Below are 22,075 nucleotides of genomic sequence, written 5' to 3' on the forward strand. Positions count from 1 at the left end.
GGTGCACGGGTCCGACCACCGGAACCAGGCCTGACATTCGGGAGCGGTGGTCCCCGACCCGACTCGGGGAACCACCGTCATCCTCACACAATGTCACCGTTGGTCGATCGCCACCACCGCAGGCGAATGAGACGCGGTAGCGGGTCAGACCGCGGTGCCGACCGCGGCGTCCGGCCGTGTCCCGTCCGCGGGCTCCGCCGTCGCCGGCTCCACCGTCGCCGACTCCACCGCACCCGGGGCCTCGGCAGGTGCCTCACCACGCAGCAGGGCCTGCTCCCACTCGGCGAGCGGCTCCTCACCCGCGGACTGCTCGGGCTTGGCATCGGCAGAGCTCGAGGCGCCCGCACGGGCCATCAGACCGTCCGCGACCGCATCGGCGACCACCCGGGTGAGCAGGGCAGCGCTGCGGATCGCGTCGTCGTTGCCGGGGATCGGGTAGTCGACCTCGTCCGGGTCGCAGTTCGTGTCGAGAATCGCCACGACGGGAATGCCGAGCTTGCGGGCCTCACCGACGGCGATGTGCTCCTTCTTGGTGTCGACGACCCACACCGCGCTCGGCACCCGGCTCATGTCGCGGATACCGCCGAGGGTGCGCTCCAGCTTGACCTTCTCCCGGGTCAGCACGAGCTGCTCCTTCTTCGTGCGCACCTCGGTACCACCGGTCACCTCGATCTCCTCGAGCTCCTTGAGCCGCTGAAGACGCTTGTAGACCGTGGAGAAGTTGGTCAACATGCCACCGAGCCACCGCTCCTTGACGTACGGCATTCCGACCCGGGCCGCGTGTTCCTCGATTGCCTCCTGGGCCTGCTTCTTCGTCCCGATGAACAGGACCGTCCCACCGTGCGCCACGGTCTCCTTGACGAAGTCGTAGGCGCGGTCGATGTAGGACAGTGTCTGCTGCAGGTCGATGATGTAAATGCCGTTACGTTCGGTGAAGATGTACCGCTTCATCTTCGGATTCCAGCGCTTGGTCTGGTGCCCGAAGTGCACACCGCTCTCCAGCAGCTGCTTCATGGTGACGACGGCCATCGGACGTCGCTCCTTCCCGCCCGGCCTGGGCCGGGACGCCTCGGTTGTGACGGCGCCATCTGACGACGGCAGCCCCTGACGCCCGATTGGTCGTGGCCGCCGCTGTGCGGCGGACCGAGGAGACCCTTCCGATGATCAGATCCGGATCATCGACAGTGGGCGTGCGAACTGGGCCCGGTGGACGGGCCCTGCGATCGATGATACCCGCCGGGCACGAGGATCCATCGGACTACCACATCGGATCGGATCAACGGACCGGCCGGCGATGTCCACAGAGCGCGGGCATCGACAGCACCCGGCGGGAGTTATCCACAGATCACACGGCCGGTCTACCCAACGGCGTCAAAACGCCGCACCGTGGACGAGGCCGGTCCGCTCCCCCTTCGGACCGGCACAGCGGCGGCCGGACGAGCGGACCTGGACCGGATCCGGCCGCCGCGCCTCCCCCGGACCCGGAGGTGTCACCGTCATGCCCCCTTTGCCACGCTTCGACCCGCTCTGGCTCGTCATCCCGGCGGTCGCCATCCTGATCGCCCTGGGACGGCCCGTCACGATGCCGATCAAGCCACACGCCGACGGGCCACGCCTCGTCCTGGCGGCACGTGATCCGCAACGGAGCACCACCGCCTTGCCCGAGTCCTTGTCCGAGCCCGGGCGGTCTGCCCCGTCCGGTGCGACCGACTCCGCCGGTGGGCTCGGCCCCGGTGACGGGTTCGGTACCGAGCCCCGCCACGACGTCATCGAGCAGGCTCTGGGGGTCAGCCAGGTTCGGGCTGTGGTGAGGACCGCGGGCCCACCTCCTCTCAGGCTCACCCCCGGCACGTCGGCGGAACCCTCGACGACACCTGCTCCGTCCACGGCGCGGTCGACGCCGGCGGCACATCCGGCCCCCTCGCCCCCGGCCCCCGCGCCGAAGGCGACCTCGTCACCTCGACGACCGGCGACTCCCGCCGTCCGGCCTTCCTCCGCCCCACGATCCCTCCGGCCGGCGGCCCGCCGGGCCGGGGAACGAACGCGGCCGGCCGTGACCCCGCCGGCCGCTGGCCCGCTGGGCGGCGGAGAAGGGGACGAGCACCCGGACCCGCCACCCGGCGACGTCGGACCGGAGAACTCCGCGGCACCGCCGGCCCACGGCGGCGGGGTCCGGGCTCTGCGATGGCCGTTGTCGGGGGCCGTCACGGTGAGCCGCGGTTTCAAACGCCCGCCTTCGCCCTACGGACCCGGTCATCGCGGAGTCGACCTCAAGGCCTCTCCGGCCGCCCCGGTTCTCGCCGCGGCCGACGGGGTGGTGAGTTTCGCCGGGTCCGTGGCGAACCGCGGCATCGTCACCGTCACGCATGGCGACCTCCGCACGACCTACGAACCACTGACGCCGGCGATCAGCCCCGGAACCGCGGTCCGAGCCGGAGACCTGCTCGGCTGGATGAGCGATGGCCATCCAGGCTGTCCGGTGGCCGCATGCCTGCACTGGGGGCTTCTGCGCGGGATGGACTACCTCGATCCCCTGCTGTTCTTCCGCAGAACTCCGCCCCGCCTCCTGCCCCTCCTCCCAGCAGATCGCTCCCCTGGGTCCCCGGCCTTGTCTCAGGCTCGGGGGTGAGCCTGCTCGAAGGCCGCGCGCAACCGTTCCGGTGTCACATGGGTGTAGATCTGCGTGGTCGCGAGACTCGCATGGCCGAGAAATTCCTGGACGGAGCGCAGATCGGCCCCGCCTTCCAGCATGTGCGTCGCAGCCGAATGCCGCAGACCATGCGGAGTCAGGCCGGCCGGAGCGACACCGGCCGCCACCCTCGTCGTCAGAATCCGCCGTACCGTGCGCGGATCGAGGCGACCTCCGCGCAGGCCGAGGAGCAGCGCACGCCCGCTACGAGCGGTCATCAGCCGCGGCCGTCCCGTTGATCTCCAGGATCGTAGGGCGACCACCGCTGGCACACCGAACGGCACGCTGCGTTCCTTGCCGCCCTTACCGAGGACCCGCAGCAACCTTCGGTCGTCATCAATGTGCCCCAGGTCAAGACCGCACAGCTCGGACACCCGGATTCCGCTGCCATACAGAAGCTCGAGAACGAGTGCGTCCCGCAGCTCCACCGCCCGCCGTACGACCCGCTCGGAGTCTGCCGTCGAGTCCGGCAGCCCGGACGGCTGCGACGTGCCCGGGGGCGACACATCAGGCGAAGGGTTCTCAAGGAGCTGACGCGCGGCCGCGGCGGTGAGCACCTCAGGCACCCTTCTGACCGTACGGTTACCCACGAGCCGTGCGGCGACGTCGGTGTCGAGGAAGCCACGGCGCGCCGCATAGGAAGAGAAGACCCGGGCCATCGAGGCGCGCCGGGCCAGGCTTGCCGGCGCCGCCCCGGCGGCGCGCATCGAAGCGAGCCAGCTCCGCAAAAGCGCCAGATCGAGGTCGGCGAGGACCGAACAGCCCATCCGCTCCGCATGAGCGCGCAGGTTAGCGAGGTCGGCGGCGTAGGCACGCACGGTCTCAGGAGATCGGGCCAGCTCCGCGATGAGGTGGCGGAGAAAACCCGCGACCGCCGTGTCCCAGTCGGACTCGGGTGTCTCGACGATCTCGACTGGCCGGGCGTCTGATCCACACGTCGCTCGGGAGCGCTGCCGCGGCAGAAGCCGACCGTCGGCGGGCTCCTCGGCGCTCTCGCCTCGCAGGACCATGAGACGACCGTGGCAACATCGATGGTTCTCGTCAAGACGCCGCGGCGTCCGTGACACTGCACCCGGGGACATTGCATCCGGGCTGACTCAGGTCTCCCCGTCGGGGTTTTCGCCGTCGGGGTTTTCCCCGTCGGGTCCCGGATCCGCGGTACTGCGCGTCGGGGAACGATCCGCCTCGCCGTGGGCGGCACCCGGTTGGGTACCGGACCTCCTGCCGGACGTTGCGGGATGGGACGGGTTCGACGGCGCTCGGCCCAGATCCGTGAGGCGGTAACCGCCCGCCACGTTCTCGACCAGCCCCTCCACCGCGAGTGGGCCCAGCATCGCCAGCACCGCCTCGGGGCGCAGGCCGGTGCGGCGCGCCAGCACGGACACCCCGACGGCAGCGCGGGCCGGCATCGCGTCGAGAAGCTCGCGCACCGCCTCGGACAATCCGTCCCGCGGGCCATTCCCGCTCGCCGGCCGCTGTACGAGCGATCCGATACTCGCGATTTCCTCCCTGATGTCCTCGGCCCCGGTGACCAGAACCGTCTGTTCACGGAAGTCCCGGAGCAGCCGGTGACAGCCTGCGCTCATGGCGCTGGTCACCGGTCCCGGAACGACCATGACGGGACGACCGAGCCGACGGGTGTGGGCGACCGTGTTCAGCGCGCCGCTACGGTGGCCCGCCTCGACCAGGACCGTCCCCCGGGACAGAGCCGCGATGATGCGATTACGGGTGAGGAATCGGCGTCGGTACGGCGGCGTGCCCGGCGACACCTCGCTGACTACCGCCCCGGTACGGGCGATCTCCTCCAGCAGTTCCACATGGGCGGTCGGGTAGGGAACGTCAACACCCCCGGCGAGCACCGCCACCGTCGGTCCGGCTGCGGCCAACGCCCCCCGATGTGCCGCTGCGTCAATGCCGAACGCGGCTCCCGACACCACGGCCCATCCCTGTTCCGCCATCGCAAACGCGATCTCTCCGGCGAGGTGCAGCCCGTAGCTGGTCGCGGTCCGGCAGCCCACGACTGTGACCGCCCGGGGTGGGAGCTCGCTCAGGTTGACCGGACCGCGAACCCACAGAGCCAGTGGAGTGCCGATCACCGAACCATCCCCCGCGTCCCGAAGGCGGTCCAGGGCATCCAGTTCGAGGGGCCACTCGGCGTCCTGGGGACAGACCAGCCGGGCGCCGGCGCGCCATGCCGCGTCCAGGTCCCGAAGCGGATCGACACTCGGATGCGCCGCCCGGAGCGCGTTCCACACCTCGGACGCACCCCGACGCCTGACCTCGACGGCCGCGCGACGATGTTCCGGGCCGAAGACGCGAGCCAGGGCGACACGGGCCAACCGCTCGGGATCCGACCAGTCGCTGTCACCCGGTGCCACCCTCCCGGGCGCGGAAGCTGGATCCGCCCCCCGGGCATCCGGCGGAGTCGTCGAGCTCATGTCCCACTCCCTGAAGACGGCACCGGATGCGGCTTCTTCCTGCTGGGCGACACGGTTCACGTCACGGTCAGGAGCGTCCCCACGGGGGTCTCCCACGCTCATGCCGACCACCCGGGCAATCTCAGATCCAGAGCGGCACCGAACTGCTCGGGACCGGGCGTGCCCCGCCCGGCAAGATCGGCGAAGGTCCACGCCAACCTCAGGACACGGTCGAGACCGCGCGCGGTGAGCAGGCCTCTTTCGAATGCCCGCTCGGCCACGGCCGTCGCCCTCGCCGGCAGCGGCCACAGTCGGCGCATCGCCGGCCCCGGCACCTCCGCGTTGAGCCGCCACGGCGTTCCGGCCAGTCGGACCCGGGTCGCATCCTGGGCCGCGGCGACCCGCGCCGCGACAACCGCGGACGAATCACCCTGGCCACGGTCCGCCCATAGCTCCGCCCGGCTCGGAGCACTCAACGCCACCTGGATGTCGATCCGATCCAGGAGCGGCCCGGACAGACGGGCCAGATAGCGCCGACGGACCAGGCTCGGACATTCGCAGCCCGCCGCGCGCGGGCCGCGGGCCTTCGAACACGGGCAGGGATTCGCCGCCAGAACCAGCTGAAAGCGGGCGGGAAACCGGGTCGTCGCGCGAGCGCGGGCGATCTCGATCTCTCCGCTCTCCAACGGTTGACGTAGCGCATCGAGACTTTGACGGGTAAACTCCGCCGCCTCGTCCAAAAATAGGATGCCCCGGTGCGCCTGACTGGCCAGCCCGGGCCGGATCACCGTCGAGCCTGCCCCGACGAGTGCCGCCGGGGTCGCGCTGTGGTGCGGACTGCGATACGGCGGTCGGGTGACGAGCGGGCAGTCCGCGGGCAGTAGGCCGGCGACCGAATGGACCGCGGTCACCTCGAGAGCGGCCTCGGTACCAAGGTTCGGCAGCAACCCGGGCAGTCTGTCGGCCAGCATGGTCTTGCCACTGCCGGGCGGCCCCTGCATGAACAGGTGGTGGCCACCGGCCGCCGCGACCTCGACGGCCAGCCGGCCCCTGCTCTGCCCCGCCACGTCCGCCAGATCCCCGGCCTGACCGTCGGTGGAGGCAGCTTCGGTCGTGGGGGCCGCCACGGGCTCGGCGGCGATCTCTCCCCGCAGGAGCGCCAGCACACTGATGAGATCGACAGCGGGCTCCACCACCGCGCCCGGTACCAGCGCCGCCTCGGCGGCGTTGCCCGCCGGCACCACGACCCGTTCGACACCGGCAGCCACCGCCCGAAGTACCGCCGGGAGCACCCCGCGGACACCGCGCACCCGGCCATCCAGCGCCAACTCGCCGATGAGTACCCGACGGAGCAGGGCGGCGCGCGGCACCACGCCGGCCGCGGTGAGGATCGCCACCGCCATGGCCAGGTCGAAACCACTGCCCGATTTCGGGAGGGTGGCGGGGAACAACCCGAGCGTGATGCGCCGATCAGGCCACCGTTGGCCCGAGTTCACGATCGCGGCGCGAATCCGATCCCGCGACTCATGCAACGCGGCATCGGGCAGACCGATGAGAGTCAGCCGCGGAAGACCATCGGCGAGATCCGCCTCCACCTCGACGATGTGACCTTCGACCCCGACGACCGCCACCGCCCGGGCCCGCGCGAGAGCCATCAGAACGCTCCCCGGATGTGCTCGACACGAACCGGACCCGTCGAAGGACGGGACACCAGGAGGACGTCGAAACGCACCAAGGACGAGGCGTGGGGGTGCTCGGCGAGCCACCGGGCGGCCAGGCGTCTGATCCGAGCCGCCTTGCGACCTACGACGGCCTCGGCGGCCGATCCGTAACGCGTCCCGGATCGGGTCTTGACCTCGCAGAACACCAGGCTCTCACCGTCCTGCACAACGAGGTCGAGCTCGCCCTCGCGGCAGCGCCAGTTACGGTCGAGGATCTCGGCGCCGACCGCCGCCAGATGGCGGGCGGCGACATCTTCGCCGAACCTGCCCAGTGCGTCCTTTGCCCGCATCGCCGCTCCCGTTCGCCGGGGGACGGGTGCCCGCCGGTCGTGACCAGCGTGGACGTGGGCGGGCCGGAGAGCCATCCACATGATCGACATGTGGATGACGAGAGTTTCTCCACAGGAGCGAGCTGGGCGGACATCTCAGCGGGTCATCACGGACTTCGGTGACGGGTCGAATCGCACCGTCGATCCAGGCGACAGCCGACCGGAATGAGGTGCCGATCCGCCGAACATACCGCCGAGACGATCAAGATGCCGAGGCGATCAGGCAGCCGGGCCGGGAAAGCGTGACGCCGAGAGTCGGCGTCAGAGCTCGGCCTTGGTCAACTCCTCGACGTTGATATCTTTAAAGGTGACTACTCGGACATTCTTAACAAAACGCGCAGGCCGGAACATGTCCCACACCCAGGCGTCCCGCAAGATCAACTCGAAGAAGACCTCGCCGTCCGTGCTGTTCCTGACCTCGATCTGGTAGTCGTTCGCGAGGTAGAAGCGGCGCTCGGTTTCGATCACATACGAGAACAGCCCCACCACGTCGCGGTACTCGCGATAGAGCTGCAGCTCCATCTCGGTCTCATACTTCTCGAGGTCTTCCGCGCTCATACAGTCTCCGTGACGCCATGCCGGCTGGTCACAAGCACCCTGTCCTCCAGCCGCAACGATCGTGCTTCCCTCGTCGTCGCCGCATGCGCAGCCACGTTGACGTACGACATCCGATGCTCGTCACACGGTCCGCAGCGCGCCAGCGCCGCCGCGTGGGCCGCGGTGACGTATCCCTTGTGCTGCGCGAAATCGTACTCGGCATAGCGCGTGTGCAACGCACGCATGATCCGGTCCCTCGTCACCTTCGCCACGACCGAAGCTGCCGCCACGCACGCGACCACCCGGTCTCCCTTCACCACCGCCAACGACTCCACTCCGAAACCGGCGACCGCGAATCCATCCGTGAGCACGTAACCCGGGCGCGCAGACAGGCGCGCCACCGCGCGTCGCATTCCGGTGATGTTGGCCACGTGCAAGCCGACCCGATCGATCTCGGCCGCGGAGATGACGACGGTCGACCACGCCGCGGCGGCGGCCATCACGTCCTCGAAAACGCTCTCACGGATCTGCTCGGTCAGGAGCTTGGAGTCAGCCAACCGCGCCAGCCGCTGACGAGCCTCCGGAGCCAGAATCACCGCGGCGATGACCAGGGGTCCGGCGCATGCCCCACGACCCGCCTCATCGACCCCTGCGACCGGGCCGAGACCATGCCTGTTCAGGGCGCGCTCGTAACCGAACAGCCCGGCATCCCGGCGAAGAGCGACACCGTAGTGTCTCATGACGGACCGCGGCGGCGAGCCGTCCCTGGTGCGCGCGTGCGCGTGGATCCTCGTGGCATCCGGCGAGGCCGACGGGTGGCGGTCCACGCCGGAGGGATCAGCACGGCAAGGGCGAACAGGGATACGTCATCCGTGGCCGGGTAGCCCGGCAGCGGCACCACGGCGTCGCCGGTAGAAGACAGCGCGGCGGATGTGGTCGACCCGGCCGACGCACGAGGAGCCGGAGGCAGCACCGACGCGGCGGGAATCCCGGCGAAATCGTTCGGAACGCCCAGGAATCCGAACCGGCCAAGTGGCCAGACACGGACGAAGGCCCGTCCCACCACCGCATGCTTCGGGATCGGTCCGTTCTGCCGGGCATCCGAGGAGGCCCCGCGATGGTCACCCATCACCCACAGGTAGCCAGCCGGGACGGTCAGCGGACCGAACCGCTGATAGTCGTTCTGGTAGACGTACGGCTCGTCGAGCGGATGGCCGTTGACCGAGACTCTGCCCGCGGTATCGCAACACGCGACCGTGTCGCCGCCGACCGCTATGACGCGTTTGATGAAGTCGGTCTCGCTCGGGGCCCCGAGACCCAACAGGTTCTGCGCGCCACGAACGAACCTGCTGAACGCGTTGCTCGGCGGCGGGACGACGGACTCGGCATGATCGAATCCGGTTCCCTTGCCATTGAAGACGACGATCTCACCCCGGTGCACGTCGCGGAAGTGGTAGACGACCTTGTTGACGAGAACCCGGTCGTCAACCAGCAGCGTCCGCTCCATCGACTCCGAGGGGATCCAGAACGCCTGGACCAGAAAAGCCTTGATGAGCAGGGCGAGCAGAAAGGCGATCAGCACAAGGACCGGGAGCTCGCGGAGGAACGAGCCACGGCCACGGGTCCGCGCCGCCTCGGGCCGGGAAACCCGACGACCGGTGGCTTCCGGACCGTCGGGCTGTGCCTGGTCCTTCGGGCCGTCAGGCTCGGCCGCAGGGCTCGGCCACGCACCGTCCGGCTGACCGCCATCGGTTCTTCCCGGTACCCGAGGCCCACTGGGATCGGATGCATTCACGCCGCCACCTCGCAGAATCGACCGTCAAACCTCATCGGACCGGTCGACGTGCCACCAGCCGCACCTTGCGACAGCGTTGCGGACCGTGCCGCCTATCTTCGTCCATCAACGGCGGCGCCACCTGCACGGGCAACCGGCAAGTCGCGGATGGAGAATCCGGACGCGTCACGGGGTGGCGGTGGCCTCAGCGCGCGACCGGCTCACGCTTCTCCTTGATCTTGGCGGCCTTACCGCGCAGCTGACGCAGGTAGTACAGCTTGGCCCGTCGGACGTCACCACGGCTCACGATCTCGATCTTCGAGACGATCGGGCTGTGGAGGGGAAAGGTCCGCTCCACGCCTACGCCGAAGCTGACCTTACGGACGGTGAAGGTCTCCCGCACCCCGCCACCCTGGCGGCGGATGACGGCACCCTGGAAGACCTGGATGCGCTGACGGTTTCCTTCGACGACCCGCACGTGGACCTTGAGGGTGTCGCCCGGCCAGAACTCGGGCACGTCGGTCCTCAGCGACTCGGCGTCGAGGCTGTCCAGGGTGTGCATGGCAGTCGCTTCCTGAAGAGTTGAGATGGATGGTCCGCGGCCCCGGAACGCACCGAGGTGGACAATCCGTGGTCGAGGCCGACCCGGCCGGCATGGGTGGACGCAATCACCGCGAGGTGTCCCGCGGGAAAGACATGCGACCCGAGGCCGCCCGAACCGGTCACGAACCGACGGACACTGCATCCTACTGTGCCACACCCGGGAGAGAGAGCGGACCGCCCTACCCCTCGCCCGGCCCCTCGACGTCACGATGATGGATCAGGCCCGTCCCCTCGGTGGGGGCCGGCAGCATCCGCCCGGCCGCCTCGGCCGCGGCGGCAGCGAGTACGACTCGGTCCGCTTCGGCGAACTCGCGGTGTTCCAGGAGGTCCGGGCGCCGCAACAGGGTACGACGAAGCGCCTGGGAACGACGCCAGCGGGCGATCGCCTCATGATCGCCTGAGCGGAGAACGGGCGGCACCTCGGTCCCCCGCCATACCGGCGGACGGGTGTAGACCGGGCCCTCCAGCAAGCCGTCGGAGAAAGAGTCATCGGCGACTGAGGCGCTGTTACCGAGTACTCCGGGCAGCAGCCGCGTAACCGCTTCGAGAATCACCAGGGTCGCGGCCTCGCCCCCGGCCAGCACATAGTCTCCAATGGAGATCTCGTCATCGGCCCAGGTCTCGATCACTCTGGCGTCGATGCCCTCGTAGCGCCCGCAGCAGAACACCAGCCAGGGCTCGCGCGCCAGTTCTTCGGCGTGGCGCTGAGTGAACGGAGTCCCCGCCGGGGTCGGCACGACGACCCGGGGCCGGCTATCGGCCACTCGTGCGGTGATCTGCGACAACGCCGCGTCCCAGGGCTCGGGCCGCATGACCATCCCCGGGCCTCCCCCGTAGGGGGCGTCATCCACGGTGCGATGAACATCCGTGGTCCACATCCGCAGATCATGTGTATGGATCTGCAGGGTTCCGTGCTCCTGAGCCCGGCCCACGAGCGACAGACGCAGGGGCTCGAGATAGGCCGGGAAGATGGTGACGATGTCGGCGCGCATCGGCTGCTTTCAGAGATATCGGCTCTTTCAGAGATATCGGCTGCCTGCCCAGAAACCCGATCTACCCGCCAGCCGAAGACCGGGCCGAGGGCGCGCAGCCGACTTCCCGCCCAGGACCCGGGTTAATCGAGATCGAGCAGGCCGGGCGGCGGATCCACGACGATCCGGCCGGCGGGGGGGTCGACGGTCGGCACGATGTCACGGACGAAGGGGACGAGATGCTCGCCACCGTCCGGGCCGCCGATCGCGAGCAGGTCTCCCGCAGGGGAGTGAATGATGTCGGTGACGTGCCCCAACAACATGCCCGCCGTGGTCACCGCCCGCAGGCCGACCAGGTCCCGATCCCACCACATCTCCACGGCTTCGCCGTCACCGTCGGCGTCGTCGAGCGGCGATCCCGCCTGATCCGCGTCGATGGTCAGGAGCACGCCGCGCAGCGCCTCCGCGGCGCCACGATCGTCCACCCCGCGAAAGTGAAGCAACAGGCGGCCCGAGTGCCAATGAGCGCCGGAGACGGTGAGCGCAGTCCCCCCCCCTTCGCGACCGAGGACCGCCCCTACGACAAACCTGCGGTGGGGCACGTCGGTACGAATCTCGATCGTGACCTCACCGCGGATGCCATGCGGACGGCCGATCCGCCCGACGACGATCTCCTCAGCCACGACTTCTCGGGCAATCAGGACGAAGCTCGCGACAACGCCGACAGATCCTAACGATCCACATCGACGACGTCGATCCGAAGGCCCCGGCCTCCGACACCACCCATCACCGTGCGCAGCGCACGAGCGGTACGACCTCGCCGACCGATGACCTTCCCGAGATCTTCGGGGTGCACCCGCACCTCCAGGGTGCGTCCACGCCGACCGTTGTTCAGGTCCACCCGGACGTCGTCGGGGTGATCGACGATGCCTCGCACGAGATGTTCGAGGGCCGCCTCCAGCACCTACTGCCCCGCGGCCGGTGCGTCCGTGGCCGGGGCGGCTTCCGCTTCCTCTGCCGACCCGGACTTCTTGGCCTTCTTCGGCGTGGTCGCCGGCCGGTCCTCGGCGCCCGCGGCGGCCCGCGCGGCCGCCTGGAAGATCTCCCGCTTGTCCGCCTTTGGCTCGGCGACCTTCATCGGCGGGGGCGCCGGCAGGTTCTTGAACTTCTGCCAGTCCCCGGTGACCTTGAGGATCGCGAGGACGGGCTCGGTGGGCTGTGCACCGACCGAGAGCCAGTGCCCCACCCGCTCGGCGTCGACCTTGATGATGCTCGGGTCAGACTTGGGGTGGTACTGCCCGATGGACTCGATGACCCGACCATCCCGCTTGGTACGGGCATCGGCCACGACGATGCGGTAGTGCGGCTCGCGCATCTTGCCGAGACGCTGCAGTTTAATCTTGGTTGCCACGGTGGTCGAACGGCTCCAGACATGTCGATGACCACTGGTTTTCCATGGCTGCGCATGGAGCCCCGGTGGTGGGAAGCACCCGCGCCGGACAGCCACTCACACATCTCCCGCGCGACACCGCGAGGAATGAGGGCAGCCACACCGACGCTGGCAGGCAGGGCCTGTATTGAGCTTACAGTCTGCCAGATCGTGACCGCCGCACACGAGCGGGGAGCCCGTGCACCCGCCCCACGGCCGCATCGCGCGGGTCAACGGCCCCCGCGGGGGCCGCGCGGCGGCATCCCACCGAAGCCGTCCTGCTGCCGCATCAGCGCCGAGAGATCCGGCATGCCGTCCGGAAGCGCGGGGCCCTTCGCCGCCCGCTCCTGCGCAGTGGACTTCTGCGCCTTGGCCTGGGCCGCCCGTGCCGCCGGATTACCCTTGCGACTGGCTCCCTTGCCCTTCTTCGCGGCCTTGCGAGCCGAGGCGGCCTTCGCTCGACCCATCCCCCCCGGCATCCCCATGCCGCCAGCCATCTGTCGCATCATCTTGCGGGCCTCGGCGAACCGGTCCAGCAACTGGTTGACCTCGGTGACCGTGACCCCGGATCCACGCGCGACCCGAGCCTTGCGGGACGCCTGCAGGATCCTGGGATCACGCCGTTCCGTCGGCGTCATGGACCGAATGATCGCAACCACCCGATCGACGTCCCGATCGTCGACCTGCGCCAGTTGATCCTTCATCTGGCCCATCCCCGGCAGCATGCCGAGCAGGTTGCCGATCGGGCCCATCTTGCGGACCGCGAGCATCTGCTCGAGGAAATCCTCGAGAGTGAACTCGGAGGCGACCATCTTCGCCGCCATGGCCTCGGCCTGCTCGGCCTCGAACGCCTTCTCGGCCTGCTCGATGAGGGTGAGGACGTCACCCATGCCGAGGATCCGCGACGCCATGCGTTCCGGGTGGAAGACGTCGAAGTCGTCCAGGGCCTCACCGGTGGAGGCGAACATGATCGGCCGACCGGTCACCTGGGCGACCGAAAGGGCCGCACCACCGCGCGCGTCGCCATCGAGCTTGGTCAGGACCACGCCGCTGAATCCCACGCCATCGGCGAAGGCGCTCGCGGTCGCGACCGCGTCCTGACCGATCATCGCGTCCAGGACGAAGAGAATCTCATCCGGTGAGACGGCGTCGCGGATGTCGGCCGCCTGCCGCATCATCTCCTCGTCGACGCCGAGCCGCCCGGCCGTGTCGACGACGACCACATCGAAGACCTGCCGGTGCGCGTGCGCGAGCGCGTCGCGCGCGACGCGCACCGGATCCCCGACCCCGTTGCCGGGCTCGGGCGCGAAGACCTCCACCCCGGCCCGCGCCCCGACCACCTGCAGTTGGTTGACCGCGTTCGGACGCTGCAGGTCGGCCGCGACCAGCAGCGGGGTGTGACCCTGAGCCTTGAGCCAGCGCCCGAGCTTGCCGGCCAGGGTGGTCTTACCCGTTCCCTGCAGGCCGGCGAGCAGGATCACCGTCGGCGGGGTCTTGGCGTACCGCAGCGTCGTCGTGCCGCCGCCGAGGATCGCGACGAGCTCCTCATTGACAATCTTGATTACCTGCTGGGCAGGGTTCAACGACGCACTGACCTCGGCGCCGCGGGCACGCTCCTTCACCGCGGCCACGAAGCCACGGACGACCGGGAGCGCGACGTCCGCCTCGAGCAGAGCCACCCGGATCTCCCGCGCGGTGGCGTCGATGTCGGCATCGGTAAGGCGCCCTCTGCCACGCAGCGACGCGAAGACCTTGTCGAGGCGGCTGGAAAGGGTGTCGAACACGCGCACACACTCCGAGATCGCAGACGGACCGCAGGGACCAGCGTACGCACCCGACGACGAAGGCAGCACACCCCCGTGTCCGATCAACCGACGGCGTCACGCATCGGCCGATCGACGCGGACGCGACGTGCGCGGCCCGGCGAGGCATGCCCGCACGGACGCCGGCCTGGTCATTCACCTGCCGGGTCCGCCCTCTGCGCTGAGGAGGGCGAGACGCCTCGCCGGACGCTCACCCCCCAGCCAGGAGAACACCGAGGAACATGTCGCGGCTGACCGCGGAGCCCCACAGCTCCGCTCAGTGATGAAGCTTAGGTCACATGCCGAACGACCGGAAGGTCTTGACGCTGAGCACGTTGTGGTCTTCGTCGATCCGGCGGCCACTCGATCGATCAGCCGGCTTCGCCCAACAGCGCGTCGACGAACGCCTCCGGCTCGAAGGGAGCAAGATCGTCTGGACCCTCTCCCAAGCCGATCAGTTTCACCGGCATACCGAGCTCGCGCTGCACGGCGATGACGATCCCGCCCTTGGCCGTACCGTCCAGCTTGGTCAGCACGACTCCGGTGAGATCAACCGCCTGCGTGAACACCTGCGCCTGGACAAGCGCGTTCTGACCGGTCGTGGCGTCAAGCACGAGCAGCACCTCGTCGACCGGACCGTGCTTGCCCACCACTCTTTTAATCTTCGCCAGCTCGTCCATCAGACCTGCCTTGGTGTGCAGCCGGCCGGCGGTGTCGATCAACACGGTGTCCACGCCGCTCTGCGTGCCCTGTCGGACCGCATCGAACGCCACCGACGCCGGGTCACCCCCCTCGGCCCCGCGGACCGTGATCGCGCCGACCCGTTCACCCCAGGTCTGAAGCTGATCCGCGGCCGCGGCACGGAACGTGTCCGCCGCGCCCAGCACGACCGTACGCCCGTCCGCGACCAGCAGCCGCGCGATTTTTCCACAGGTCGTGGTCTTGCCCGTGCCGTTGACACCGACGACGAGCACGACGGCGGGACGATCCGGGGCCGTCGTGCGCAGCGATCGGTCGGTCGTCGTACCGATCTGGGCGAGCAGCTCGTCGCGCAGCATCTCCCGCACATCCGCGGGCGTGCGGGCACCGAGCACCTTCGTGCGTTCCCGCAGCGCGGCGACCAGCTCGGTGGTCGCCGTGACCCCGACGTCGGCGAGGAGCAGGGTCGCCTCCACGTCTTCCCACGCGTCCTCGTCGAGATTGTCGCCGGACAGCAGGGAGAGCAGTCCGCGACCGAGCGCGTTCTGCGAACGAGCCAGCCGCAGGCGCAGCCGGACGAGGCGGCCGGCTGCCGGCGGCGGTGCCTCCGGTGGGATCCGCTCCTGGACCGGGATCCCCGGCGCGGCCGGTATCTCGGCGGGCGGGGCGCCGACGCCATCGCTCTCCGTCGGGGATGGCGGCAGCACATCGGGAAGACCGATGTCGTCGACCGTCCTGGTCGCCGAATCGCGGGGTACCTCGGCGTCGTCACCGACCCCGGGACGGTAGTCGGCGCCCGGGCGCGGGCCTTCCTCGATGGATCGGCGGGGGCGTCGACGCAGGGCCGTGCCGGCCACCAGGCCCACGGTGGCCAGTACGACGACGGTGATGACGACGATCAGGATGAGGAGCTCCACGTACCGATCCTGACAGATGACGCCACAAGGCCGTGGCGCTCGCCCGGCGGGAGGGCGGCGGCGTCAGAGCGCCGCCCGCTCCCGCAGCCGCTGACTGATCACTGTCGTCACCCCGTCGCCCCGCATGGCCACGCCGTACAGGGCGTCAGCGATCTCCATCGTCCGCTTCTGGTGGGTGATGATGATCAGCTGCGACTTCTCACGCAGACCCTCGATGGCCTCGAGCAGTCGGCCGAGATTGCGGTCGTCCAGAGCTGCCTCGACCTCGTCGAGCACGTAGAAGGGCGAAGGGCGGGCCCGGAATATCGCGAGCAGGAGAGCGAGTGCGGTCAGTGAACGCTCCCCGCCGGACAACAGCGACAGACGCTTCACCTTTTTTCCCGGCGGCCTCGCCTCGACCTCGATGCCCGTGGTGAGCATGTCATCAGGATCGGTGAGCACCAGCCGGCCCTCACCGCCCGGGAACAGCGTCGAGAAGACGATCTCGAACTCACGGGCGGTGTCCGCGAACGCGACGGCGAAGACCTCACGCACCCGCAGATCAACCTCCTCGACGACCAGCAGAAGATCCCGGCGGGTGCTCTTGATGTCTTCGAGCTGCGCGGACAGGAACGCGGCCCGCTCCTGAAGCGCGGCGAACTCCTCGAGGGCCAGGGGATTCNCCCGCCCCAGCCGGGCCAGCTGCTTCTCCGCGGTGGCGGCCCGGGCGCTCTGCTCGGCTCGATCGAACGGCGCCGCGGTGCCGTCGGGCTCATCCGGCGGGACCAGCGTGTCCGGGCCGAACTCGGCCACCAGGTCATCGGCGTCGATACCGTGCTCCTCCAGAGCCTTGGCTTCCAGGGTCTCCACCCGCAGCCGCTTCTCCGCTCGGGCCAGCTCGTCGCGATGGGCGGCGTCGCGCAGCGCCGCGAGTTCGGTGGCCAGAGCGCGCCCCTGGTCACGCACCCCGACCAGCTCCGTCTCGGCGGCCTTGCGCAGTGCGTCGGCCTCCTCCCGCCCCGCCGCGGCGCGAGCCAGCGAATGGTCCAGTCGGTCGAGAGCGACCTGAGCCGCATCCCCCATCGCCGTCGCGACGGCCGCCTGCCGCTCGCGGACCTCGTGCCGACGGGCCGCCGCGGCCCGTGCCGCCCGCTCGTTCGCCGCCGCGCGGATCAGTCCGTCGGCGCGTCCCTGCAGGCCTCGCACCCGCTCCTCGCTGGTACGGACGGCCAACCGGGCCTCGACCTCGGCGGCGCGCACGGCGGAGGTAGCCGCGACGAGCCGGTCTCGTTCATCCGGAGCCCGCTCCCCCGCCTCCGGCTGCTCCGATGTCGCGGCGAGCGACGCCTCGAGCTCGGTCAACGCTCCGTATGCCCGATCACGGGCTGTTTCGGCCCGTGATCGGGCGCCCTCCAACCGGGCGATCTCGGATGCCGCGGCCCCTCCCGAACGATCGAGCCGCGCCATCTGCTCGGACAGCGCCCGGTGCCGGGCATCGGTCCCGTGCAGCGCCGCCAGTGCCGCGTCGATGGCGGTACGGGCCCGGGTCACCTCGGCACGCGCGGGCTCGAACGCCTCGTGGGCGGACTCGACGCGACGGGTCGCCTCCGCCACGCCGGCCTCGGCCTCGTCCGCCGCGGCCTGCAGTTCGATCGCGGACGGCGGGTTCGCGCTGCCACCGATAGAGAGGGGGGCACCGATGACGTCGCCGGCGCGGGTGACCACCCGCAGGTCGGGGCGCAACGCCGTGGCCCGCTCGGCCGCCGCCAGATCCTCGACCACGACAGTCCGGGCGAGCAGGGACGACACGGCGGTACGGAACCGATCGTCACCGATCTCCACCAGGTCCAGCGCGGCAACGGCACCGGCCGGGAGCGGACCGTCGGCGCTGGCCGCCCCCGGGACGATCGCCGCGCTGCCGTCAGGGCCGGCGCAGGCGTCAGGGCCGGCGCAGGCGTCAGGGCCGGCGCAGGCGTCAGGGCCGGCGCAGGCGTCAGGGCCGGCGCAGGCGTCAGGCTCATCCGCGACGGTGACGGCGGCCACCAGCGCTGCTCGGCCGGCATCCGTTTCCCGCAGCCACGCAAAGGCCGCCATGGCATCCCCCGACGTGCCGACGAGCAGGGCGTCCGCCGCCGGGCCCAGCGCCGCGGCGATGGCCGCCTCCGCGCCGGCGGTCACGCTCAGGACGCCGGCCAGCCGGCCGATCACCTCGAGGGTCGGATCCAGTGCCGGAGCCGAGTCCTCCGCCGTGTTCGAGGCGGTCTGCCCGGTCTGTGCGCCGGTAGCAGCCCTCAACAGTGCCGCGGCTCCGTCGGCCGGCGAGAGGGAGAGGTGCAGCGCGTCGCATCGCGCGGCCCAGGATGCGCGGTCACGTTCGGCGCTACGCTCCTCACCGCGCAGGACCTCGAGCCGCTCGGCGGCAGCGGCATGCACTGCCACGGCCGCGCTGTGCTGCTCGGCGAGATCCTCCCGTGCGCTCTCCATCCGAGAGAGTTCGATCTCGAGGGCCGAACGTGACGCCGAGGTCTCGGTCTCCCGCTCCCGCGCGGCGTCGAGTGCCTCGGTCGTCCGTGCTATCTCGTTCTCGGCACTGGTGGCACGGGACCTGGCGGCCTCCACCTGGCCGGCAAGGCGCGCGATCTCCTCACGGCGAAAAGACGCCGCGCGTGCCGCGGCGATCAGTTCCTTCTCCTCCTGAGCGAGCGCGGCCTCGAGATCGGCACGCCTGGTGACCACCTCGGCGAGCAGATCCCGATCACGCTCCAGCCGCTCGGTGAGGGCGATTTCCTGCTCCCGGACCGCCGTGGCCTCCTGTTCCAGTTCCTCGGGGTCGCGGCGCCCACGTACGTCGTCGGTCGCGGCACGCAACAGGCGACCCCGTTCGACGGCGAGGGAACGGGTGCCCCGCAGCCGTTCCCGCAGGGATGCCAGGGCGTACCAGGTCTCCTGGGCGCCGGTGGCGCGCGGAATGATCGCCGTCAGGTCGGCCTGCAGCTGCTCCTCACGGCGGGCGGCCGCGGCGTGAGCGGCCTCGGTGGTCGTCAGCCGCGCCCGCAATGCCTCCTCGTCCGCGAGGTCGGAGGTGATCGCGACCTGGGCACGATGGAGATCGTCGGCGAGAAGGCGCAGGCGGGCGTCCCGTAGCGAAGCCTGAATCACACCGGCCTTACGGGCGATCTCCGCCTGCCGACCGAGCGGCCCTAACTGCCGACGCAGTTCGGCGGACAGATCGGTGAGGCGGGTGAGGTTCGCCGACATCGCCTCGAGCTTGCGGAGTGCCTTCTCCTTGCGTTTACGGTGTTTGAGGACGCCGGCGGCCTCCTCGATGAACGCACGGCGATCCTCCGGGCGCGCGTGCAGGACCGCGTCGAGCTGGCCCTGGCCGACGATCACGTGCAACTCTCGGCCGATACCCGAGTCGCTCATCAGTTCCTGGATATCCAGCAGGCGACAACCGGTACCGTTGATCGTGTATTCGCTCTCGCCGCTGCGGAACATCAGTCGCCCGATGGTCACCTCGGTGTACTCGATGGGGAGCGCGCCGTCCGAGTTGTCGATCGTCAGGAGTACTTCGGCGCGCCCCAAGGCCGGGCGAGCGGGCGTGCCCGCGAAGATGACATCGGACATAGTGCCGCCACGCAGGGCCTTGGCACCCTGCTCCCCCAGTACCCAGGCGATGGCGTCAACGACGTTACTCTTGCCCGACCCGTTGGGCCCGACCACGCAGGTTATTCCCGGCTCGAGATGCAGGGAGGTCGAGCTCGCAAAGGACTTGAAGCCCCGCAGGGTCAGGTTCTTGAGATGCACCAGTCTCCGGAGCGCTGGAAGGGTTCACCGGCTCGACCCGGGATGGCCGGACTCAGCCGACGTTCGACAGAGCCATCCTAGTCGGCCACCCGAAGCACCCAGCAGGCTACGCTCCGAAAAAAGTACGAAGAAGGCGGGGAGTGAGGTTGCCCGGCTCTTCCTGGACATAGAGCCGCCAAAGTGATCCGAGACACACGGGCAACATCACTGGGCAGGGACGAGCCAGCCGGGAAAACGACCGATTCGACGATCTCAGCGATCATGACGCCCGTAGAAACGGAGTCTTGCCCACGTAACCGGGCATACCCACTACGAGGGGGCGCCTCCCCGAGGAACGCCCCGCCAGCTCAGCTGAACGCCGGTTCGGCGTCGAGCGCCCGGACATCCTCCGGCACGTCGACACCACCCACCAACGCCTCGTTAACCTCACGTACTCGAGCCAGTTCTGCCTCGAGCTCCGCTACTCGGGCACGAAGCCGACGCACCTCGCAAGAGAGACGCAAGTCGCCGCCGGAACCGACGTGGCCAAAAAGGGCCTTCGCCATAGTGATGGTCCTCCACGATGAGTGACCTAGTGGGTGTCAGACAGCACAAGATCCGAACAGATCAGAGTGCGCCCCAAACAATGACTCCAGGCTCCCATGTCGAGTGACCGAAAGTCAAGAGCATGCCACATGCTCCCGAGCCGGTCCGGTGAACATGCAAAAAGCGGACGGTCATACCCACGACAGTTCCGACAACGCAGCGTCTGCAACCAGTCACTTTCGTCGAAAGTCGGTCAGATCACTCTGCGCCACCTGCCACACAGCCTCCACCCTGTCCGTCCGCCCAGGGGTGTGACCCGTCATCAACAAGTGCAGAAGGTCACGACAGGCCGGCTCCGGCCCCTCCGCGACCACCTCGACCGCCCCGTCCGGGAGGTTGGTGGCGGATCCGACCAGGCCCAGGCGCCGGCCCCGGGTACGCACGTAGTCACGAAAGCCGACGCCCTGGACAAGGCCGGCGACCCGGGCAGTGAATCGGACCACGGCGTGTCCGGACTCCCTCTGCTCCGCGGATACATCGCTCATCAGCACGGTAGGGTACTGGCCATTGTGGATACCACATACTTCCCAGACATGGCAGGCCGGCCGAAAGAGACACGGCGGCAGGGTGATCATCGGCTGGAACGGCCGGACCGGCCACGTTTCCGCCGCCGGTCCGCTGCCGTGCTACTCGCGTGTGGAGCTCTCGGCTCGGCACTCCTTCTCAGCGGTTGCGGCCAGAACTTCTCTCAGGACGGCGGCACACTACCCGTCCCACGCGCGAGCACCGATGGTGACCGCCAGGTCACCCCGGAGCCGGTCGACAGCGCAGACAAGATTATTGGTCCTGGCTACGCCCCGCCGCGTACCGCAGGGCCTACCCAGACAGCGGTGCCCAATCTGCCGGGCGGCAAGCAGTAGTCAGTACCACGCGTAACTACTACCCATACGATTTACCTCATGCCGATCGCCGGTGAGACGCGGCTGGACACCCGGCTACCCAGGCCAAGATCAGCCCGCTCGCCGGCCTGGTAGCCCGCACGACCGCCGCTCCCAGAGAGCTGGCGTGTCCTTGGCGCTCGCAACCTGGGATAGGCTCTTGCCAGGTGCGCGTCCACCCGCTGGCTTCGATTCGCCAGGACGACGGCCACCGACGGCGTCGTCGAGGGCCGGTCCGATCCGTTCTCCCGGGTCTGCGTCTGCTGGGTCTGCGCCCGCTCCCGGGCCATCCGCTCCGTCCTGGTCAGTCTCTCCGCCACCGCCACCGCGAAGCCTGCCATCCACGACCGACGAAACGCCCGCGGGTCCTCCTGGCGTGGTGGACGGGCGAGGGCCAATCCCTGTGCCTGCTGGACCAGCAACGAGGTGAACAACATCTGCACGCGGTGGATATCCGCATCCATCCCGAACAGATGAGCGGAGTGCCCCGTCCCCACTGCACGCTGCTCGGTCCGGTACACGAGCCGGCAACCAAGCGGTGCGGCAATGCCCGCGAGCAACGAGATCTTGTCCCGGGCATAGGGCGGATCGACGGCCACCACCAGGTCAGCCGCCTCGACGCGGTGCGGCGACGCCTCCTCGACCAGCGCGCGGTCGATCCCGTACTGGGCGATCAACTCGGCCGCCTTGCTGTTATAGGTTTCGCGGGCGGCCTCGCTCAGCCCCTCCGCCTCCGCCATCGCCAACAGCTTCCGTATACGACCGAGCAGGGCATCCGGATTCATCGCGTCTCCGTCCATGTCGCGTCGGGGGCAGGCCAGCCAACCGACGTGCCGGATGATGCCTCACCGATCCCGGCAGCCCGGTCTCGGTCCTGGACGAGGCGATAACTGTGAACGCCGCGGCAGGTCTGGCTCCCCACCCGACTATCGCGGACG

At 69.5% G+C, this 22,075-nt stretch carries 20 protein-coding genes; 1 reads left to right on the forward strand and 19 read right to left on the reverse strand.

Features of this window, described 5'->3' with window-relative positions:
- Window positions 1–144: 144 nt before the first annotated feature.
- Window positions 145–1,029, reverse strand: coding sequence for a 30S ribosomal protein S2 (rpsB, locus tag BMG523DRAFT_RS06540; RefSeq protein ID WP_043590656.1), 885 nt, complete (start codon window positions 1,027–1,029; stop codon window positions 145–147).
- Window positions 1,030–1,498: 469 nt separating this feature from the next.
- On the opposite strand from rpsB, the gene BMG523DRAFT_RS25840 reads away from it, so the two are divergent.
- Window positions 1,499–2,629, forward strand: a complete 1,131-nt coding sequence (locus BMG523DRAFT_RS25840) for a M23 family metallopeptidase (RefSeq protein ID WP_235462913.1) — start codon at window positions 1,499–1,501, stop codon at window positions 2,627–2,629.
- Here BMG523DRAFT_RS25840 and BMG523DRAFT_RS06550 read toward each other — a convergent pair.
- The 18 genes from BMG523DRAFT_RS06550 to BMG523DRAFT_RS06635 form a co-directional block, all read right to left on the reverse strand.
- Window positions 2,614–3,699: a tyrosine-type recombinase/integrase gene (locus BMG523DRAFT_RS06550; RefSeq protein WP_368671088.1), complete on the reverse strand. Its 1,086-nt coding sequence runs from the start codon at window positions 3,697–3,699 to the stop codon at window positions 2,614–2,616. The two genes, BMG523DRAFT_RS25840 and BMG523DRAFT_RS06550, sit on opposite strands and share 16 nt — an antisense overlap.
- A gap of 87 nt (window positions 3,700–3,786) precedes the next feature.
- On the reverse strand, window positions 3,787–5,127 hold the full coding sequence (gene dprA, locus BMG523DRAFT_RS06555; RefSeq protein WP_043590682.1) for a DNA-processing protein DprA: 1,341 nt from the start codon (window positions 5,125–5,127) through the stop codon (window positions 3,787–3,789).
- A 98-nt stretch (window positions 5,128–5,225) separates the two neighbouring features.
- A complete protein-coding gene (locus BMG523DRAFT_RS06560; protein ID WP_043590659.1) occupies window positions 5,226–6,761 on the reverse strand; it encodes a YifB family Mg chelatase-like AAA ATPase in 1,536 nt (511 codons plus the stop codon).
- Window positions 6,761–7,117, reverse strand: a complete 357-nt coding sequence (locus BMG523DRAFT_RS06565; protein WP_011437962.1) for a YraN family protein — start codon at window positions 7,115–7,117, stop codon at window positions 6,761–6,763. Before BMG523DRAFT_RS06565 ends, BMG523DRAFT_RS06560 begins: the two co-directional genes overlap by 1 nt.
- Before the next feature lie 300 nt (window positions 7,118–7,417).
- On the reverse strand, window positions 7,418–7,714 hold the full coding sequence (locus BMG523DRAFT_RS06570) for a DUF2469 domain-containing protein (RefSeq protein WP_011437963.1): 297 nt from the start codon (window positions 7,712–7,714) through the stop codon (window positions 7,418–7,420).
- The gene (locus tag BMG523DRAFT_RS06575) at window positions 7,711–8,433 is read right to left on the reverse strand and encodes a ribonuclease HII (RefSeq protein ID WP_011437964.1); all 723 of its coding nucleotides are present in this window, start codon (window positions 8,431–8,433) and stop codon (window positions 7,711–7,713) included. The genes BMG523DRAFT_RS06570 and BMG523DRAFT_RS06575 overlap by 4 nt, the downstream gene beginning before the upstream one ends.
- A complete protein-coding gene (gene lepB / locus BMG523DRAFT_RS06580) occupies window positions 8,430–9,488 on the reverse strand; it encodes a signal peptidase I (protein WP_011437965.1) in 1,059 nt (352 codons plus the stop codon). The genes BMG523DRAFT_RS06575 and lepB overlap by 4 nt, the downstream gene beginning before the upstream one ends.
- 184 nt (window positions 9,489–9,672) lie before the next feature.
- On the reverse strand, window positions 9,673–10,029 hold the full coding sequence (gene rplS / locus BMG523DRAFT_RS06585) for a 50S ribosomal protein L19 (RefSeq protein ID WP_011437966.1): 357 nt from the start codon (window positions 10,027–10,029) through the stop codon (window positions 9,673–9,675).
- 220 nt (window positions 10,030–10,249) lie between these two features.
- Window positions 10,250–11,062, reverse strand: a complete 813-nt coding sequence (trmD, locus tag BMG523DRAFT_RS06590) for a tRNA (guanosine(37)-N1)-methyltransferase TrmD (protein WP_011437967.1) — start codon at window positions 11,060–11,062, stop codon at window positions 10,250–10,252.
- A gap of 122 nt (window positions 11,063–11,184) precedes the next feature.
- Window positions 11,185–11,724 (reverse strand): ribosome maturation factor RimM, encoded by a 540-nt coding sequence (gene rimM / locus BMG523DRAFT_RS06595; RefSeq protein WP_011437968.1) that lies wholly within the window; start codon window positions 11,722–11,724, stop codon window positions 11,185–11,187.
- A 47-nt stretch (window positions 11,725–11,771) separates the two neighbouring features.
- Complete coding sequence (locus BMG523DRAFT_RS06600) at window positions 11,772–12,005, reverse strand: RNA-binding protein (protein ID WP_011437969.1); 234 nt, start codon at window positions 12,003–12,005, stop codon at window positions 11,772–11,774.
- Complete coding sequence (rpsP, locus tag BMG523DRAFT_RS06605; protein WP_011437970.1) at window positions 12,006–12,452, reverse strand: 30S ribosomal protein S16; 447 nt, start codon at window positions 12,450–12,452, stop codon at window positions 12,006–12,008. It lies immediately after the preceding gene.
- A 248-nt stretch (window positions 12,453–12,700) separates the two neighbouring features.
- Window positions 12,701–14,254: a signal recognition particle protein gene (ffh, locus tag BMG523DRAFT_RS06610; RefSeq protein ID WP_011437971.1), complete on the reverse strand. Its 1,554-nt coding sequence runs from the start codon at window positions 14,252–14,254 to the stop codon at window positions 12,701–12,703.
- A gap of 389 nt (window positions 14,255–14,643) precedes the next feature.
- The gene (gene ftsY, locus BMG523DRAFT_RS06615) at window positions 14,644–15,888 is read right to left on the reverse strand and encodes a signal recognition particle-docking protein FtsY (RefSeq protein ID WP_043590661.1); all 1,245 of its coding nucleotides are present in this window, start codon (window positions 15,886–15,888) and stop codon (window positions 14,644–14,646) included.
- Between the two features lie 63 nt (window positions 15,889–15,951).
- Window positions 15,952–19,674 carry an AAA family ATPase gene (locus BMG523DRAFT_RS06620; RefSeq protein ID WP_043590663.1) on the reverse strand — a complete coding sequence of 1,241 codons (3,723 nt, stop codon included), beginning with the start codon at window positions 19,672–19,674 and terminating at the stop codon, window positions 15,952–15,954.
- A gap of 347 nt (window positions 19,675–20,021) precedes the next feature.
- Window positions 20,022–20,219 carry a hypothetical protein gene (locus BMG523DRAFT_RS06625; protein ID WP_023840227.1) on the reverse strand — a complete coding sequence of 66 codons (198 nt, stop codon included), beginning with the start codon at window positions 20,217–20,219 and terminating at the stop codon, window positions 20,022–20,024.
- A 213-nt stretch (window positions 20,220–20,432) separates the two neighbouring features.
- Window positions 20,433–20,744 carry an acylphosphatase gene (locus BMG523DRAFT_RS06630; RefSeq protein ID WP_035731396.1) on the reverse strand — a complete coding sequence of 104 codons (312 nt, stop codon included), beginning with the start codon at window positions 20,742–20,744 and terminating at the stop codon, window positions 20,433–20,435.
- Window positions 20,745–21,151: 407 nt separating this feature from the next.
- On the reverse strand, window positions 21,152–21,922 hold the full coding sequence (locus BMG523DRAFT_RS06635) for a DUF2786 domain-containing protein (RefSeq protein WP_011437975.1): 771 nt from the start codon (window positions 21,920–21,922) through the stop codon (window positions 21,152–21,154).
- Between the last annotated feature and the right edge of the window lie 153 nt (window positions 21,923–22,075).

It is taken from the genome of Frankia sp. BMG5.23 (assembly GCF_000685765.2).
Taxonomy (GTDB): domain Bacteria; phylum Actinomycetota; class Actinomycetes; order Frankiales; family Frankiaceae; genus Frankia; species Frankia casuarinae.